We start from the raw sequence: 15,093 nt of genomic DNA, 5'->3' as shown, positions 1-15,093 counted from the left end.
CACGACCCACGTTTCATCCATCGTATCCAATGCCATCCGACTGCTGTGATCGGCGGACGATCTTACGTCTCAGCGGTGCCGCGCTTGCGACGATCGGTACCGCCGGGTGTCTGAACAGGCGGTCGTCGACCGATCGGACCGTCACGATGACCGGTGATTTCGGGTTCGATCCGGCGGTGATGACGATCGGAACCGACCGGACCGTGATCTGGGAGAACACGAGCAACGTCGATCACACGGTCACCGCTTCCGAAGCCGAGCTCCCGGACGATGCCGCGTACTTCGCAAGCGGGGGCTTCGAGTCCGAGCGTGCCGCGAGAAATAACGTGACAGCGGGCCTCTTCTCGCCGAATTCCGAGTACGAGCGGACATTCGAGGTACCCGGAACGTACGAATACTACTGTATTCCCCACGAGAGTTCCGGGATGGTCGGGACGGTTCAGGTCGAGTAGCTCTGGACACGCGTCAGGCACGGAGAGGCAGAATCGACGAGAGCAACGCGCTGTGCTTCGTCGCAGCGGCGGCAGTGGACTTACGGCTGCCCCGGTGGAGTCGTAGTGCACCGAACCGATGGGGACACCCCGATTGTACCGGCAGTGTGGACGTCCTCGAGCGGTGACAGCCGGACGTAATCGGCGTTACGTTCGGTCCTCTTGAAGCCGCTCAGTCGCGTCCTCGACCTCCTCGCGGGTGTTGATGTTCTCGAAGGTCTCGAGCGCTGCGTGGTCGCGAATCTCGTCCTCGTCGACGACGACGTAGTCGAGGTCGAACAGTGGTTCGACGATTTTTCGCTCGTCGCGCTCGAGGGCGCGCTCACAGGCGTCGATCATCGGCTCGGCCCGGTAGACGGCTTGGGTGGTCTGGAACCACTGGTCGTCGAGCCGCGGAACCGCGGCCTCGTGGCCGGCCGCTCGGTCGAAGAGGTGGTCGACGAGGGCGGGATCGACGAACGGCATGTCGCAGGCGACGACGAGAGCGTACTCGCCCGCGGCTGCTCGAAGCCCGGTCATGATTCCCGCCATCGGCCCGCGGTCGGGGATTGGATCGGTTGCGAACGAGGCGTTGGGTCCGCCCTCGAGTGCCCTGCGGATCGCCGGGACCTGCGCTTCGCGGCAGTTGACGACCAGGTCGTCGACGACGGGCTCGATCCGGTCGGCGACGTGGCGGATCATCGGTGTTCCGGCGAGGTCGGCGACGGCCTTGTCGTCATCACCGAAGCGGGTCGAGTGACCGCCTGCGAGGACGACCCCCGTGCGCTCGTCTCGGCCAGTTTCGCGGTTCATGGTCGACCGTTCGTCCAGCGATACCAAAAACTTCTGGTCGAACACCCGGGTCATAGTCCTACTCGGTCGCGTATTCCGATAGCCGCCAGAGCGCCCGGTACAACGTCCACAGATCGCAATCAAAGCGGGCTGCAAGCGAGCGGCAGCACTCGAGATAGGTCTCGTACTGCGAAACGGACGGCGGATCGGGATATGGCCGGGAGAGTTCGCCGGCCTCCCGGAGTGCCGACCACTCTCGAGGGCCGACGACGACGTATTCCTCGGGGTCGATAAACATGAGGAACGCCGAGGCGACGGGCACGTCGACAGCCTCGAGAGTGGTCAGCGAGTCAACTCCCGCGGCGGCGTCGCTCGCGTCGACGGCGTCGGCGATGGCGTCTCGGACGGCCTCGACGTCGTTGTTCCGGAACCGCTCCTCCGCGTCCCGTCGCTCGTCGTCAGGGTAGTCCCCGAGGAATCGTCGGTAGTACCATCTGACGACCCAGACCGCGTCCCGCCGGCCGTACTCGCCCGACGTGAACGCCGACGGGAGCGTCTCGAGTTGTTCCTCTTCTACGGCGTACAGGGGTTCCTGCTCCCGATACTCGTGAGCCCGAGAGTTCACGAGCGAACGCGTGAGCACCATCGTTCGAGGGTTTTACACGCATGGTCGTCAGCGTTACCCCACCGCGTTGGTCTCGGCCGACGCCGCCAGTATTTGGTCGATCCGGTCGCTCAACCCGTCGCTCGCGGCTACATACCGTTCATGTGGTAGAAAGTATCATGCATATGCAGGTAGTTTGATTCGACTAACGGGTGCGATACCTGGAGGAGACCAATGTCCAGTGATCAGCAAGAACCAGTCAAGACGATCTGTCCGTACTGCGGTGTCGGCTGTGGAATCAAGGTACAGCCAGGCGAGGAACCCGGCGACGTCCGATTCATGCCGTGGGGTGAGGCCCCGGTCAACGAGGGCCGCATCTGCATCAAAGGCGGGGCGGCGACGGAAGTCGTCGACCACGAGGACCGACTCACCGATCCGCTGATCAAGGAGGACGGCGAGTTCCGCGAGGCCACCTGGGAGGAGGCCTACGAGTACATCGTCAGCGAACTCGAGCGGATCCACGAGGAGTATGGTCCGGACGCGATGGGCTTTTTCGGCTCCTCGAAGGTGATGAACGAGGAGAACTACCTCCTTCAGAAACTGGCCCGCCGCTACGGGACCAACAACGTCGACAACTGCACGCGGATGTGTCACGCCTCAACGGTCTGGGCGCTGCGGACAAGTCTGGGTGCGGGGGCGATGACCAACAGCATGCGCGACCTCCGCGAGGAGGCCGACGTGTTCTGGATTCAGGGGGCGAACCCTGGCGAGCAACATCCCATCGCAAACAGCCAGTACTTCCGGCAGGCAGTACTGGAGGGGGCGACGGTCATTCAGGTCGATCCACACGCCAACAAGACATCGCGGTCGTTCCAGATCGACGACACCGACCGTCACCAGCACCTCCAGTTGAACCCCGGCACCGACATCCCGCTGTTGAATATCGTCCTCAAGACGGTCCTTGAGAACCACGAGGAAAACCCCGACGAGGGCTGGATCGACGAGGAATTCATCGAGGAACGCACGGAAGGGTTCAACCACCTCAAAGAGACGCTCGAGGACTTCGACAAGGAGGCCGCCGCCGAGGAGTGCGGCGTGCCACTGGAGGAGATCGAACTGGCGGCGGAGAAGTACGCGATGGCAAACAACGCGGCCATCTTCACCGGGATGGGGATGAGCCAGCACGCCTGCGGCGTCGACAATGTACAAAACGAGATCAATCTGGCGCTGATCACGGGTAACCTCGGCCGGCCCGGCACGGGCGTCAATCCGCTGCGCGGTCAGAACAACGTGCAGGGGACCTGTGACGTCGGTGCGATGCCGAACGTCCTGCCGGGCTACCAGCTCGTCGACGATGACGAGGCCCGTGAAGCCGTCGAGGAAGTCTGGGGCTTCGAAATCCCGGACGAGCCCGGCCTGACGAACGTCGAAATCTCCTACGAGGCAGGCGATTCGATCAAGGGCCTCTACGTCATGGGCGAGAACCCAGTGATGAGCGAGCCCGACGCCAACGAGGTCGCGGAACGGCTCGCAGACCTCGAGTTCACGGTCGTCCAAGATATCTTCCCGACCGAAACCGCGGAGTACGCCGATGTCATCCTCCCTGCCACAACCTGGGCCGAGCGCGGCGGCACCGTCACCAACACCGACCGTCGCGTCCAGCGGATGCGCGGCGTGGGGAAAGTCCACGAGAACACGAAACACGACCGCGAGATTCTGAGCGAGATCGGAACGCGTCTGTTCGGCCCCGGTGGTTTCGACTTCGAGGACCCCGAGGAAATCTTCGAGGAGCTCCGGCAGGTCTGTCCGAGCTACCACGGAATGACGTACGACCTGCTCGGTGAGGAAGGACTGCACTGGCCCTGCTACGAACCCGGCGACGAAGGTGATCCGTTCCTCTACGAGCACGAGTTCGACACCGAGAGCGGACGGGGCCACATCGAGGGCGTCGCCCACCAGCCGCCAGCCGAGACGCCCGACGACGAGTACCCGCTGATCCTCACGACGGCGCGCCTCGAGGAACACTACAACACCGGGACGATGAGCACGCGATCGCCGACGCTCAACAAGCAAACGCCGGAGAACTTCGTCGACGTCCACCCCGCCGACGCAGAGCGCTACGGGATCGAAGACGACGAGTACGTCCGACTCCGCTCCCGGCGCGGGGAGATCACGCTCGAGGCCCACGTGACCGAGGACACCAAGGAGGGCGTCGTCTGGACGACGCCGCACTTCGCCGCCGCGTCGGCGAACAAGCTCACGAATCACGTCCTCGACGAGCGGTCGAAGATCCCCGAGTACAAGGCCGCCGCTGCGGAGATCGATGTCGATATCGAACCCCTCGGCGAGACCGCCGATCCGGCGGCCGACGACGACTGAGCCGCCGTGCCTACGGCCGAGACACCTGGCCGTTCGCGGCCGTCACTCCGGCCAGTTCGAGCCAGGGATCGGCGCTCGACTCGGACACGACGAGTTCAACCAGCGGTCGGTCACAGCCCTCGCAGACGGATCGAATCCCGATTCGGGGCCGTCGACAGCAGTGCTCGAGTCGCTCTGCGGTCGTCAGCAGCTCGCTGCCACAGACCGGACAGCGGTCACGTACCAGTCGCAGTCCCGTCAGGAGGTCGCGTCGTTCGTCGACCTCGAGTTCGGTCCAGCCGTCGATTCGGGTTCGGAGTCCGGGTGCTGCGGCCACGTCCGCTATGAGTGCCGCGGACGATTCCCATCGAACCTGCTTCTGCCCGTCGAGGACGAACGAAGTCTCGTCGAGACGGTCGACCTCGGTCGCGCCGAGCATCGATTCGATCTCATCCGTGCTTGAGTCGGCCGCGCCATCGTTTGCGAGTCGGTCGTCCCACCGCGTTTCGAACGCGGCGGCCAGTCGGATCTCGTCCCCCTGATCGGTCAGGATACCGGCGGCGATCAGGACGGTTGTCAGTTCTTCGGGCGATACCGTCTCGATCGTCGGGCCCGCCTCCGTCGACTTGCCGAACCTCTCGAGCACGCGCTCGGGAAGGTATCGCCGGGTGATCGTCGGAGTACCTGGGATCAGGTAGCCCCGGAGACCGATGAGCACCAGCGAGACTGCAAACGCCAGCGTGCCGGCGAGAGCCGAGACCGCGACGCCGAGACCGGCTGCAAGAGCGAGCGCGATGATGACGTTTACCGCCGTACACGGGAGACACCGGTTCGCACCGGTGTATTCTGGTTGCTCGAGCCGTACGAGTGCATCGGGGATGTCGATCACCGGCGATCGCTGTGATAGTACGCTCCGAACGGTGAAAAAACGCCCTCGCTCGCACACGCTCATCGAGCACGTGACGATCGGCCTCGAACCGATGGCCGATCGCGCCGATTGTCGGCCGTCCGAACCGAGTCCTCGCGTCGCTGACCGTCTGGGTGGGTTCGTTTCCTCATTCGTGACCCAGTATAGTCAAACGAATATCGTAAAAATGGTAATGTTAGTGAACGAAATGGTCGTCCGTTATTGGTTTGTGGTAACAATTAACACGACTCGACACAAAGAGAACGAGTTAGAGGAACCATGACTGAACTTGGCGGTTTCCAGGACCGCGTCGCACGAATCGATCTCTCGGATGGGGAGGTCGCGTACGAGTCGATCCCAGACGAAGACGCGAAGAAGTATATCGGCGCGCGGGGACTCGGGGTGAAGTACGTCTTCGATCAGGGGCCGGACGTCGATCCGCTCGGACCCGACAACCTGCTAGCGTTCATGAACGGCCCGTTGTCGGGGACGCAGGTCACGATGAGCGGCCGAATTGCTATCTGTACGAAGTCGCCACTGACTGGCACTGTCACCGACAGCCACCACGGCGGGTGGTCCGGTGCCCGGCTCAAGTGGGCTGGCTTCGACGGGTTGCTGTTCGAAGGGCAGGCCGACGAACCCGTCTACGCCTACGTCGAGGACGGGGAGGTCGAACTTCGAGACGCCTCCCACCTCTGGGGGAAGGGGTTCCACGAGACCCGTGATACGATCGAAGAGGAGGTCGACGGCTCCTACGGCAAGAATCTGAGTATCATGGGGATCGGGACCGCAGGCGAGAACCTCGTCCGATACGGTAACATCATGAACGAGGACGACCGCGCCTCGGGACGCGGCGGCACGGGCTGTGTCGCCGGCTCGAAGAATCTCAAGGCGGTCGTCGTCAAATCTGGGACGAAGATGCCGAAGCCGGCCGATTCGGAGACCTTCAAGGAGGGCCACATGCAGGCGATGCAGGCCATTCAGGAGTCGGAGGTCACCGCGCCCAACGAGGGCGGCCTCTCGATGTACGGGACGAACGTCCTCATGAACATCACCGAGGAGATGGACGGGCACCCGACGAAAAACGGCGTCTACACCTCCGGCGATTCCTACAACGAGGGCGAAGCGGACCGACCGCACGATCTCGACGCCGAGCGCATCAGCGGTGAGAACGTCCGGGAGAACATCCTTGTCGACGAACCGACCTGTCACTCCTGCCCGGTCGCCTGCAAGAAGGAGGTCGAGGTCCAGACCATGCACAAGGGCGAGGAGATGAACGTTCGCATGGAGTCCTTCGAGTACGAGTCCGCCTGGGCGCTCGGGACCAACTCCGCGAACGACGACCGCGACAAGATCGCGGTCATGATCGATCGGTGTAACGACTTCGGCATGGACACCATCGATACGGGCAACATCCTCGCAATGGCCATGGAGATGAGCGAGAAGGGGTACATCGACGAAGAGATCGACTGGGGCGACCCCGAGCAGATGATCGACATGATCGAGCGGATCGCCCACCGCGAAGACGATCTCGCACACACGCTGGGTCAGGGTGCAGAACGGATCGGCGAGGCGTTCGACGCCCACGACAGCCGACTGGACGTGAAAGGCGAGACCATCGCCGCTTACGACCCACGCTGCATGAAGGGCATGGGCATCGGTTACGCCACCTCGAACCGCGGGGCCTGCCACCTGCGCGGCTACACCCCTGCCGCAGAGATCCTCGGGATCCCGGAGAAGGTCGATCCCTACGAGTGGGAGGGCAAGGGCGAACTCACTGCCCAGTTCCAGGATCTCCACGCCATCAGCGACTCCTTCGATATCTGCAAGTTCAACGCCTTCGCGGAGGGGATCGAGGAGTACGTTCTCCAGTACAACGGCATGACCGGACGCGACGTCACCGAGGAGGAACTCCTCGAGGCCGGCGAACGAGTCTACAACTTAGAGCGCTACTACAACAACCTCAACGGCTTCGACGGCAGTGACGACTCGCTCCCAGCACGCTTCCTCGAGGACGGCATCCGCGGCCAGGGTGCCAGCGAGGGCGAGTACTGCGAACTCGATGAGATGAAGGCGGAGTATTACGACTACCGTGGCTGGGTCGACGGCATCGTCCCCGACGAGAAACTCGACGAACTCGAGATCGAAGTCGGACCCGGAACGGGCGTCAGCAGCGAGGGCGGTGCGCCCGCGGCAGGCGACGATTGACGGCGTACTCGCCTCGCGCCTCGCTCTCGATCGATTTTGCAGTTCGTGATTGTGGTTCGTAACTCGTGACTGATGGCCGCCCATCTCGCGATCCGATTTCGGGATCTCGCACTGGTGGCGACGGTTTCGATCGCTAGCAGCGGGGGATCGCCGTGATAGTCCTCGATGGTAGCTGTAGCGGCGGACGGGCGATTCTCTCTCGGCTCGCCGCTGGTGGACTGACGATGGAGTCGATCGTTTCCACGACCCGGGTTCTGACGGATTTCTCTTGAACGCTGTAGCCGCTCGAGCGGATCGAATACGACGATGTCGGCCCGTAATCGCGATCTCGGGACTCTACGTCGAACGCGTCGTACCACGCCGCCGCGATCGCCGCGTGGAACGGCAGGTGAAGGGCGTTCGACCGCCAACTCAGGGCGACCTCGAGCGGCGGGGACGGCGACGAGCTAGCACTTCGCGCTCGCTGCCCCGTCGACTCAGGCTCCCGGAGCGCGTCGGCGAGATCGAGCAACGCCTCGGCGTGTCCGTCGTACGTTTCCTCGAGCGTCCATTGGGTGCCGGCGGTCGGCAGCCATGCCGTTCGCGGCCGCCCGCCGGCAGAATCCGACGGTCGAACGGTCGTCCGTTCGACCAGATCGCGGTCCTCGAGTCGCGTCACCGCCTCGTTGATCGTCGTTCGATCCACTCCCGTGCCGATCTGGAGATGGATGCTCGTAGTCGGGTCGTCCTCGCGGTCGGTTCGCAAGAGCAGGTACGCGAGGAGTCGCGCCGGCGTCCGGCCGAGTCCAGCCGCGAGCCGACTGACGAGCGGGTCGTCCTCCTCGTCGAGTTCCCAGAGGGACCGCGAACGCATTGTGTGTCGTGTTATCTATCAACGGTATCGGACATAAGGGCACCACTACGGTCCGGTAGCCCGTTCGAAACGGACGACGGGCCTGAGTATCGGTCCTGAGAAACGAACCAGACTATGTGAAAATTACATTCTCCTACTGATGATGGACACCAAGTAGACATTCATTTCTACCTTACCCAAATACATTTAGATAGTCCATATACATCGGGATATCATTGATAAGTATTATCAAATCCGATAGTGGCGTACTATGCGTGGTGTCAGCATGAATCAAACACTCACTATATCGAACACGACAGTCGCGGACCACCGCGATCTGGCAACAACGCTCGGCGTCGATGCGCCGGACGGTGGGGAGGTAACGTGGGAGCTACTCGCGGGCCAGATTGAGCCGCGGGCCGAATCGGTATTCGCCTCGAGGGGCGAAGCGATTCGGACCGATCTGGCCGGACAGCTCGATCACGACTTGCTCGAGCGGGAACGCGATAACATCGCGGACGAAATCGGTCGCTTGCCGACCGTTCGCGATGCCGGCGTCCCCAACGGAGAAGCGGGACCGTATACGGCGGCCGCAGCACCGGGCTGGCGGCTCTATGACCACTTGCTCGAGGTCGGGTTCTTCGAGAGTCTCGACGAGAACCTGCCGCGGTTTACGGCGGACCACATCGAGACGACGGCGCGCGAACTGGTTTTGGCGGATCCGCTGTCGTCAGCGCTCGATGATGTCGGTTTCGAGGAATCGGAGAAGACGTCGTTACTGATCGACGTCGCGAACAACGACGAGCGACTCGCCCGATGGGTTCCGTCGAATCAGATCCCCGATGGCGTCGAGTTCGACACGGCGAACGTCCCGCCGCTCCATCAGCGCGCGATGGGGGGGCATTGCTGTGGATTCGGGGGCTCGACAGGCACCTCTGGCAAAACGAAGTGATGATCACCGACGAGATCCTCGACGACGCGGTCAGGTACGTCAAGGCGATGCTGGGCGGACTCTTCGTCTCGGCGACCGCCGCCTGCGATCTCGCCGGCGACGGACAGTTGACGGACGAACAGCTGACAGCAGCGCTCACTGCGGGCTCAGCCGTCCAGATCGTCAGCCAGGAGGAGCTGCTCCACTCCGTCTTTTACATTACGGACGAGATGCGCGCGCCGAGCGAACTGAGGTGATAACGCATGGCATTACGCAACGACAAGGCCGTTCAGGCCGCACGAGACATCGAACTCAAAGAAATCGAAGACGGTTATACGCTGGTCGGAGGACCCGACGAATCGATCACCGAACAGCACAACACCGACCGGATTCCGGAGGGCGACGTCGACCAGGAGATGCTGAGCAACACCGGGGACGATCCCGAGTCGTGGCTCATGTACGGCGGGAACTACGAACAACACCGGGCCACGACTGCCGACGTCATCACCCCCGAGAACGTCGGCGACCTCGAGCTCGAGCACGAGATGTCGGTCGGGACGGGCTCGAGCATGGAGGGGACGCCCATCGTGATTCCGGGTGACCCGCCGATCATGTACCAGACGAACGGGCCGAACCACATGAAGGCGATCGACCCTCGCGAGGGGGAGATCCTCTGGAGTTACACCTACGCGCCGCCGGTCGGGGTCGAACTCTGCTGTGACGACAACAATCGCGGGGCCGCCGTCCTCGGCGACAAGGTGTACATGACGACGCTCGATTCGGGAGTCACTGCACTGGATCGCTACACCGGCGAGGAGGTCTGGCATACGAGCACGGCCGATCACGAGGAGGGCTACTCCGCGACGTGGGCACCGGTGATCCGGGACGGGACGCTGTACACGGGTAGCGCCGGCGGCGAGTACGGCGTCCTCGGGTTCATGGCCGCCCTCGACGCCGAGAGCGGCGAGATTCAGTGGCAGACCGAGACGCTTCCGGAGGACGAGTGGGTGGGCGCGAGCCGCGAGCACGGCTGTGGCACGACTTGGATGACCCCGACGATCGATGAGGAGCGCGGCGTCCTCTACACGGCGGTCGCAAATCCCGGTCCCGACTTCGACGGGACGGTACGGCCGGGACCGAACTTCCCTACCTGCGGAACCATCTCGCTGGACCTCGAGAGCGGCGAGTGGGAGTGGGGGTTCCAGAGCAGCCCGCACGACGTCTGGGACTACGATGCGGTCGCGCCGCGGGTGCTCGTCCGCGACGTGGAGACCGACGACGGAACGATGGATATGGTCGCTGGCTCGGACAAGACCGGCTGGGTCTACATGCTGGACGCCGAGTCCGGCCAGCTCCACGAGCGCAGCGAGGAGATCTGCCAGCACATCAATATGTGGGAGATGATCCCCCACATCAGCGAGGACGAACGGACTCCGTTCGTCCCCGGTGCGCCGGGTGGCAACGACTGGCAACCGCCGTCGTACAACCCCGAGACGGGACTGGTGTACGTCGTCCACCAGAACTACCCGCAGGACCTCTACTGGCGCTACGAGGAGTACAGCGAGGGCAACCCCTACTGGGGCGGCAACCTCGACGATCCGGCCAGCGAGTTCCCCGACGAGTGGAACGAGTCGATCACCGCCTTCGCGGCGGTCGATCCGGCGACGGGTGAGCGCGTCTGGCGCGAGTGGATCGAGAGCGAGGAAGAACGGTACATGTGGGGCGGCTCGCTGTCGACCGCGACCGGACTCGTCTTCAACGGGACCCAGAACGGCAACTTCGTCGCCTACGACGGCGAGAGCGGCGAGCGCCTCTGGGAGCACGAGTTCGATGTGCCGATCAGCGCGTCGCCGATGAGCTGGTACGATCCAGGCGAAGAGACGCAGTACGTCGCCGTGCAGGTCGGCGGCAGCGGCTGGCTCCGACAGGGACCGCGCGGCGACACGCTCGCCGTGTTCTCGATGGGCGCCTGATAACAACTGAACCTACAACTGACACACCACACAACGATGACGAACGAACAACGTTCACGCGACGACGTTTCGCGCCGCAGGCTGTTACAGGGAACGGCGGCGCTCGCCGGAACGGCCGCGACCGCCGGCAGCGCGAGCGCGTACCGCGACACCGACTTCCTGCTTCCAGCCACACAGAACGACGGCGGGGGCCGGACGTTCCAGCTGCTCGGCATCGTCGGCGGCTGGATGGGAGTCTCCCCCCATGACATCGACGCCGTCTCGAACCCGACGCTGCGGTTGATCGAAGGCGAACAGCACGAAATCATCTGGACGAACGGCGACGGCGCGACCCACAACCTCAACATCACCAGCGGCAGCGCCGTCAGCGGAGACGGCGAGGTACTGGAGTCGACGGAGACGGTGTCCGAACAGGGAGCGACAACCTCCCTCGAGTTCACCCCACAGGAGGGAATGGAGGAGTACTTCTGTGCGCCGCACCCGGCCCAGATGCGCGGCCCGGTCGAACTGATCAGCCCGGACGAGGCTCACGAACTGGTGATCCACGTCGAAGACGAGAACGGCGAGCCGCTCGGCGCGGAGGTGTTCATCGGCGACCGACACTCGTTCTCGAACATCGCTGCTCGGCCGACCCCGCCCGAGGAGACATCGGACGAACAGGCGATGGCCCGCTTCGATCTACTCGAGGACGGCGAATACGACGTCGAGATCTGGACCTACGGCCACGAACGGATTACGGATACGGTGACGATCGACGGCAGCGACAGAGAGTTCGTCGCGACGCTCTCACCTATCGAACCCGGCGAGCCGACCGAGACCTACTCCATGCAACTCGAGGAGGGCCAGTGGGTCGGCCAATCGCCCGACTCGATCGCCGACGAGACGAACCCGACGCTCGAACTCGAGGCGGGTGAAACCTACGCGGTCGAGTGGGAGAATACGATCGGCCGCCTCCAACCGGAGGCGGAGAACAGAACGTACGAACCCCTCCCCGGCCACAACTTCGCGATCGCCAGCGGCGGCAACACGAACCAGTGGAACACGTACCTCCGATCGGACTTCACCGCCGAAGAAGGTGCGACCCAAAGCGTCGAGTTCGTCGCTAACGAAGCGATGGCCGTCTATCTCGACCAGTCACAACTCGATGCGCTCGGTGAGATCAGCGTCAGCGGTGGGGGCGGCGAGACGACCGCTCCCGAGGATGCGACGACCGGTACGAACGGAAACGAGACGGCCACCGTCGGTGGTAACGAGACGGCCACCGTCGACGGTAACGAGACGGCCGGAACGGACGGAGACTGAACGGACGACGGCGACCGACGTCGCTTCTCCGTTCGGCGGGCCTTCGTTTTCTTTGGAGCGGTTCCGACTCGGTCATCGAATCCACCGTTGACACTGCTGTTCGGGTCGATGACGCGCACCGTCGTCGAAGTTGACGCCGAGGATGAGGAGGGAGTGTGCCCCGATCGGTCCGGCGAGAGGCCGCCGGCGAGATCGTCGAGCGGACCGGACCATCATCGACAAAGCCAGTCCGCCTGTTTCGGCGCGATAGTCCGTCGTTTGCGTCGGATAGCGACGGACGCCGTACTCGTAGCGGGTCGTTACGACGAGAGTTCGTCGAATCTGTCGACGCCGGATTCCGCGACGTCCATGTCCTGCTCGACCGCTCCCCCGCTCACACCGATCGACCCGACGACGTCACCGTCTCGCATCAGCGGGTAGCCGCCGCCGAAGATGACCATCCGTCCTTGGTTGGTGTTCTGCAGACCGTACAGCGATTCGCCCGGCCGGGTCGGCTCCGCCAAGTCGTCCGTCGGCATGTCCAGGGCGGCCGCCGTGTAGGCCTTGTTCCGCGAAATATCGACCGACGCGAGCCACGCACCATCCATCCGGTGTTGGGCGATGAGGTTGCCCTCGGAATTCGCGACCGTGATCACCATGGGATTGTCGATCTCTTCCGCTCGCTGTTCAGCCGCGTCAATGACCTCCTTCGCCGTTTCGAGGCTTACTGTGTCTACCATGCGAGTTTGTTCCACACTCTAGAGAGCTATAAACACCCTTTGTGAAAATCTCCATATATCAGGTATATCCACATGTGAGTTCTATATGATATACATATCCACACTCAGATGATGTGAACATCTTGGTTATCGTCGGTATCCACACGAACATTTACAACGGCGCTTGTGGTCTGTTCACTGAGGTCTGATACCAAATGTCAATGGACGCCGTCGTATACCAGGGACCGCACGACGTGGCCGTCGAGGAGGTGGAGGAGCCCGAGATCGAACACGAAAACGATATTCTCGTCGACATCACGACGACGTGCATCTGTGGCTCGGACCTCCACATGTACGAGGGACGAACCTCGGCCGACCCGGGGATCGTCTTCGGTCACGAGAACATGGGGATCGTAAGCGAGACTGGCGATGCCGTCACGTCGCTCGAGGAGGGCGACCGTGTCGTGATGCCATTCAACGTGGCCTGCGGGTTCTGTCGAAACTGTGAGAACGGCTACACCGGCTTCTGTACCAACGTCAACCCGGGCTTCGCCGGCGGTGCGTACGGGTACGTCGCGATGGGGCCGTACAAGGGCGGCCAAGCCGAAAAACTCCGAGTGCCGTTTGCCGACTTCAACGCGCTGAAGCTGCCGGAGGGTGATGAGCACGAGGACGCCTTCTCGCTCCTCGCGGACATCTTCCCGACGGGGTGGCACGGCACCCGGCTCGCGAACCTGCAACCCGGTGAGTCGATCGCAATTTTCGGGGCCGGCCCCGTCGGTCTGATGGCCGCCTACAGTGCCAAGATTCAGGGTGCCTCCGAGATTTACATTGTCGACCGCGTGGAGAGCCGCCTCGAGTTAGCCGAGGACCACTGTGACGCGCGTCCGATCAACTTCGAGGAGAGCGATCCCGTCGAACAGATCAAAGACGCACACGGCGGCGGCGTCGATACTGGCGTCGATGCCGTGGGCTATCAAGCGATCGACCCTGAGACGGATCCGGGCGACGACGCCTACGATCCGGCCCGCGAAAACCCTGCAGTCGTGCTCAACCAGCTCATCCAGGCTGTCCGACCGACCGGCGAGCTCGGGGTTCCGGGGCTGTACGTCCCGTCAGACCCCGGCGCGCCCGACGAGATGGCGGCCCAGGGCCGACTCGGTATCGACTTCGGCACACTCTTCGAGAAGGGGCTGAAGTTGGGCACCGGCCAGTGTAACGTCAAGGAGTACAACCGGGAGCTGCGAGACATGATCATCGAGGGACGCGCCGACCCCAGCTGGGTCGTCTCCCACCGCGTTGACCTCGAGCGCGCACCGGAGATGTACGAAAAGTTCGACGAACGCGAGGAAGGCGTCATCAAGGTCTTGCTCGAGCCGTAGCCATCCCGCTGCCGTTTCCGATCGGTCTCCGTCGATTCAGGCCGATCGGATCGGTACTTCACCTCGATCCGCGAGCGAGCCCCAGCGTCAGCTTCGCAGCCACACCGTCGGGTGTTCGTCGCGAAGATGATCCTGATACTGTTCGATCAGGTCCGGGTACGATCCCGCAACCGCGTGCCACTCGCAGTGATCACAGTCCCGTTCGATCGTGTCGGTCGCGTTTCGCATGTATCCACCCCGTCGAGTCATGTTCACCGTCCCTCTCCGGTAACGAAATGATTCTTCCGGCACATCCGGCTATCACTCGCGTTCGATGCCGCCGTGACTTCCCCCTGTTGCTTGCGACCGATCCGAGTGAGCCTCGATCGTCGTCTGAGATAATGGAACGTGCCTCGATCGCCGTCCGGGATACTGGAACGTGCTCGATCGGAGAAACCGGTATACCGTCGACCGACGTAGCCGGATGTATGTGCCAGTACTGCAGCTACTCCCTGCACGACGGCTGGACGCGGCTGCTCGAGTACGACGATGTTTACCAGAACGCCCTCCCGGACCGGACGGTGGATCAGTCGACCCACGGCTTTCACGAGTCCTGGGAAGAACTCAGTGACCAACTGGAACCGTCGAAGCCGTAAC

General features: G+C 63.1%; 13 protein-coding genes and 1 pseudogene. 8 read left to right on the top strand and 6 right to left on the bottom strand.

Annotated elements, in window-relative coordinates:
- Positions 1 to 29 precede the first annotated feature (29 nt).
- Positions 30 to 452 carry a plastocyanin/azurin family copper-binding protein gene (locus tag K6I40_RS13720; protein ID WP_222919597.1) on the top strand — a complete coding sequence of 141 codons (423 nt, stop codon included), beginning with the start codon at positions 30 to 32 and terminating at the stop codon, positions 450 to 452.
- A gap of 186 nt (positions 453 to 638) precedes the next feature.
- On the opposite strand, the gene K6I40_RS13715 is transcribed toward K6I40_RS13720, so the two are convergent.
- Both K6I40_RS13715 and K6I40_RS13710 read right to left on the bottom strand, forming a co-directional pair.
- Positions 639 to 1,283: a molybdenum cofactor guanylyltransferase gene (locus K6I40_RS13715; RefSeq protein WP_222919596.1), complete on the bottom strand. Its 645-nt coding sequence runs from the start codon at positions 1,281 to 1,283 to the stop codon at positions 639 to 641.
- Between the two features lie 58 nt (positions 1,284 to 1,341).
- On the bottom strand, positions 1,342 to 1,908 hold the full coding sequence (locus tag K6I40_RS13710) for a hypothetical protein (protein ID WP_222919595.1): 567 nt from the start codon (positions 1,906 to 1,908) through the stop codon (positions 1,342 to 1,344).
- A gap of 192 nt (positions 1,909 to 2,100) precedes the next feature.
- Between K6I40_RS13710 and fdhF the strand changes: the two genes are divergently transcribed.
- Positions 2,101 to 4,245, top strand: a complete 2,145-nt coding sequence (fdhF, locus tag K6I40_RS13705; RefSeq protein ID WP_222919594.1) for a formate dehydrogenase subunit alpha — start codon at positions 2,101 to 2,103, stop codon at positions 4,243 to 4,245.
- Positions 4,246 to 4,255: 10 nt separating this feature from the next.
- Here the strand turns inward: fdhF and K6I40_RS13700 are convergent, their stop codons facing one another.
- Positions 4,256 to 5,113, bottom strand: a complete 858-nt coding sequence (locus K6I40_RS13700) for a hypothetical protein (protein WP_222919593.1) — start codon at positions 5,111 to 5,113, stop codon at positions 4,256 to 4,258.
- A gap of 297 nt (positions 5,114 to 5,410) precedes the next feature.
- Here K6I40_RS13700 and K6I40_RS13695 point away from each other — a divergent pair, with 297 nt between their 5' ends.
- Positions 5,411 to 7,339 carry an aldehyde ferredoxin oxidoreductase family protein gene (locus tag K6I40_RS13695; protein ID WP_222919592.1) on the top strand — a complete coding sequence of 643 codons (1,929 nt, stop codon included), beginning with the start codon at positions 5,411 to 5,413 and terminating at the stop codon, positions 7,337 to 7,339.
- Positions 7,340 to 7,472: 133 nt separating this feature from the next.
- Here K6I40_RS13695 and K6I40_RS13690 read toward each other — a convergent pair whose 3' ends face one another.
- Positions 7,473 to 8,192, bottom strand: coding sequence for a helix-turn-helix domain-containing protein (locus K6I40_RS13690; RefSeq protein ID WP_222919591.1), 720 nt, complete (start codon positions 8,190 to 8,192; stop codon positions 7,473 to 7,475).
- A gap of 265 nt (positions 8,193 to 8,457) precedes the next feature.
- On the opposite strand from K6I40_RS13690, the pseudogene K6I40_RS13685 reads away from it, so the two are divergent.
- From K6I40_RS13685 to K6I40_RS13675, 3 genes and pseudogenes are all read left to right on the top strand, one after another.
- Positions 8,458 to 9,359, top strand: a pseudogene (locus K6I40_RS13685) (hypothetical protein).
- Positions 9,360 to 9,365: 6 nt separating this feature from the next.
- Positions 9,366 to 11,075, top strand: a complete 1,710-nt coding sequence (locus K6I40_RS13680; RefSeq protein WP_222919590.1) for a PQQ-binding-like beta-propeller repeat protein — start codon at positions 9,366 to 9,368, stop codon at positions 11,073 to 11,075.
- Between the two features lie 36 nt (positions 11,076 to 11,111).
- Complete coding sequence (locus K6I40_RS13675) at positions 11,112 to 12,377, top strand: plastocyanin/azurin family copper-binding protein (RefSeq protein ID WP_222919589.1); 1,266 nt, start codon at positions 11,112 to 11,114, stop codon at positions 12,375 to 12,377.
- Positions 12,378 to 12,676: 299 nt separating this feature from the next.
- Here K6I40_RS13675 and K6I40_RS13670 read toward each other — a convergent pair whose 3' ends face one another.
- Positions 12,677 to 13,096 (bottom strand): heme-binding protein, encoded by a 420-nt coding sequence (locus tag K6I40_RS13670; RefSeq protein WP_222919588.1) that lies wholly within the window; start codon positions 13,094 to 13,096, stop codon positions 12,677 to 12,679.
- Positions 13,097 to 13,296: 200 nt separating this feature from the next.
- Here K6I40_RS13670 and K6I40_RS13665 point away from each other — a divergent pair, with 200 nt between their 5' ends.
- A complete protein-coding gene (locus tag K6I40_RS13665) occupies positions 13,297 to 14,457 on the top strand; it encodes a glutathione-independent formaldehyde dehydrogenase (RefSeq protein WP_222919587.1) in 1,161 nt (386 codons plus the stop codon).
- 87 nt (positions 14,458 to 14,544) lie between these two features.
- Here K6I40_RS13665 and K6I40_RS13660 read toward each other — a convergent pair whose 3' ends face one another.
- The gene (locus tag K6I40_RS13660; RefSeq protein WP_222919586.1) at positions 14,545 to 14,706 is read right to left on the bottom strand and encodes a hypothetical protein; all 162 of its coding nucleotides are present in this window, start codon (positions 14,704 to 14,706) and stop codon (positions 14,545 to 14,547) included.
- 218 nt (positions 14,707 to 14,924) lie between these two features.
- Between K6I40_RS13660 and K6I40_RS13655 the strand changes: the two genes are divergently transcribed.
- Positions 14,925 to 15,092, top strand: coding sequence for a hypothetical protein (locus K6I40_RS13655; RefSeq protein WP_222919585.1), 168 nt, complete (start codon positions 14,925 to 14,927; stop codon positions 15,090 to 15,092).
- The last annotated feature ends 1 nt before the right edge of the window (position 15,093 follow it).

Source organism: Natrinema sp. SYSU A 869 (assembly GCF_019879105.1).
Lineage (GTDB): Archaea > Halobacteriota > Halobacteria > Halobacteriales > Natrialbaceae > Natrinema.
This window is presented reverse-complemented; position numbering and strand designations above follow the sequence as displayed.